Genomic DNA, 2,128 nt, shown 5'->3' with positions numbered 1-2,128 from the left:
TTTTCCGGCAGGCCAAAGACCAGCTGAAGTCAGGTGGGACCGTGTTCGTCACATTCGGGCGGTGAAACGGTATTGGGCCGTGGTGCTGTTAGCCTGTGTATACAGCATCGCGGAATCTCAACAAGACCTCTCTTCCGGCCTGGAGCTTCTTCGGTCTCGGAAAGGGCACAGCGTCGTCGAGTTCATCTACGATGCCGCGAAGCAAGAGATTCCCATTGATGTGATCAAAAAACAGCTCCATGTCGCCTAAGGGGTACCCTGTTTGTCTCTTAGAGCATAGAAATTATTGTAATGAAAAATGCTCATCTACAGTACTTCTAGTTGATTTTGATAATCTCCAATCTTTATACTACTTTTTGTAACTGTTCATTTTCCATAACTCTCACCTGAAGGACTAATTGATTTCTCTTTTTGTGTGCTTCGAACAATGCCCGGAATGAAAATTCCTGTCATGATAAGGGAAATAATAGAAATTACGACTAAGGTAAAAGATAAAGATAGATGGGAAATAATCCAACCTGCTAAAAATGAACCTAAAGCCATCCCGCCTACAGTCAAGGCATCAACTGCTGAGTAAACTCTACCTGCATTACTGTCGTTAGTAACCTGCTGAATCATTGTCCATAACGGAGCATCAGCAATGTTCGCAAAAATACCCATTAGGGTTACAGATCCATATACTACTAAAGTAGCGATGAGTAGACTAAAACTATAGGTAGAACTAATGGAGCAAAGAAGAACAGACAAACTCAGTCCTATAACACCAATTATTGCAGATGTTCCTAGTCGTTTGCTTCCAATCCAAGCACCAATGAATACACCCAGTATAGAACCAGCTCCTACTGCAGAATTTAGATAACCAATTCCTGCATCTCCTTGCTGTAGTAGTTTGGATAGTTCAGGGATGAATACCCATGTGGCTCCTACTACTAAATGCGAGGTAATAAGAAAAAAAGTAATTGAACGTGCTTTCGAAACTCTTATAACAAAGGATAACCCTTCTGTAATCTCTCTAAATTTAGTTGTATAACTGTTAGCCATATCTTTCTTAGCGCCCTCAATCTTATTTAGACTACTTGGTAGAGCTAAACTACATAATAGACTTAACAGAAAGGAAATTCCATTAATTAGAAATGCCCAACTCACTCCCCCCATTTTCATAGCTAGTCCAGCTATAACTGGAGCAATTGTTAAAGACGTAGTTCCAATTATATTAGTTAGAGCATTTAATGATAAAAGAAATTCTTTTTCCACTAATTTTGGAATTACCACTAATCTAGCAGAGCGATTAATTAGACCAAATATGACAACTAATAAAATAAGAGTAATATACAGCGAAATAGAATTTATTTGTTGAATTGAGAGGAAACTTAAGATAAACATCAGTATTCCATTTAGAAGATCTGTAATTAGCATCAGTGATTTTCTGGGAAAACGATCCGCGATGTAGCCAGTAAACGGAGAAAAAACAATATACATACATTGCCGAATAATAATGAACGCTGTCATGGCTAAAGCACCAGCTGTATTGTATAGCAACGCTGACATACCGACGAAATAAATCCAATCTCCAATATTAGACAAAAAAGAAGCAATCAGCAGGGGGCGAGACCCAGGTGAGAAAAAGGCAATCTTAAAATCCTTAAAAAAATTCATACTAAATCCTCCTAGGTATTAAGAACATAATCTCTTTAAATCAATCCACAAATGACTTAGAAGGCCGGTGAATTAATGGGGCATAGACTTCCCTCATGTCGAATTTTGGGGACCATTCTCCCCGCCATTTGGCGCCAAAGGGCGGGAGGACGAACAGGACTTCCTGCCCCAACTTCCATTTTTGCGCACGCCAAAGAGCCGGTCTCCCCTCGTTTTTTTCGAAACCGGCACCATCGCTTCAGATTTTGCACGACGGCGGTCAACAGCGCCTGTTCTTCCATGGCGTAAAGACCTCGGCTTCGGGGCCGGTCCAGCCCATGACATTCCTTCCCTTCGGCAAACACATGCTCACAACGCGTGCGAAGGGCTTGAATGGATCGATCACCGCCCTGTTGCTGAATGAGCCTTGCTTGGTTGCGAATCTGAACTTCCCGGACGTTCGCCTGGCGTTGTGCTTCCTGAGCGGGATCCG

2 protein-coding genes and 1 pseudogene are annotated in these 2,128 nt (G+C 41.9%); 1 reads left to right on the top strand and 2 read right to left on the bottom strand.

Annotated features, from left to right (window positions below; all coding sequences use genetic code 11):
- Positions 1–250, top strand: a pseudogene (locus tag B4113_RS20730) (IS701 family transposase); the annotation flags it as partial.
- A gap of 116 nt (positions 251–366) precedes the next feature.
- On the opposite strand, the gene B4113_RS14515 reads toward B4113_RS20730, so the two are convergent.
- Both B4113_RS14515 and B4113_RS20725 read right to left on the bottom strand, forming a co-directional pair.
- Entirely contained in the window at positions 367–1,656 is a 1,290-nt protein-coding gene (locus B4113_RS14515) for an MFS transporter (protein WP_033844659.1), read from the bottom strand.
- 56 nt (positions 1,657–1,712) lie between these two features.
- Positions 1,713–2,128 (bottom strand): transposase (locus B4113_RS20725; RefSeq protein WP_235598019.1); only part of this gene is annotated, 416 nt, incomplete at its 5' end.

Source organism: Geobacillus sp. B4113_201601 (assembly GCF_001587475.1).
In the GTDB taxonomy this organism is placed as follows: domain Bacteria; phylum Bacillota; class Bacilli; order Bacillales; family Anoxybacillaceae; genus Geobacillus; species Geobacillus icigianus.
Note: the sequence above shows the minus strand (reverse complement) of the source record. Positions and strands in the feature narration are given on the sequence as shown.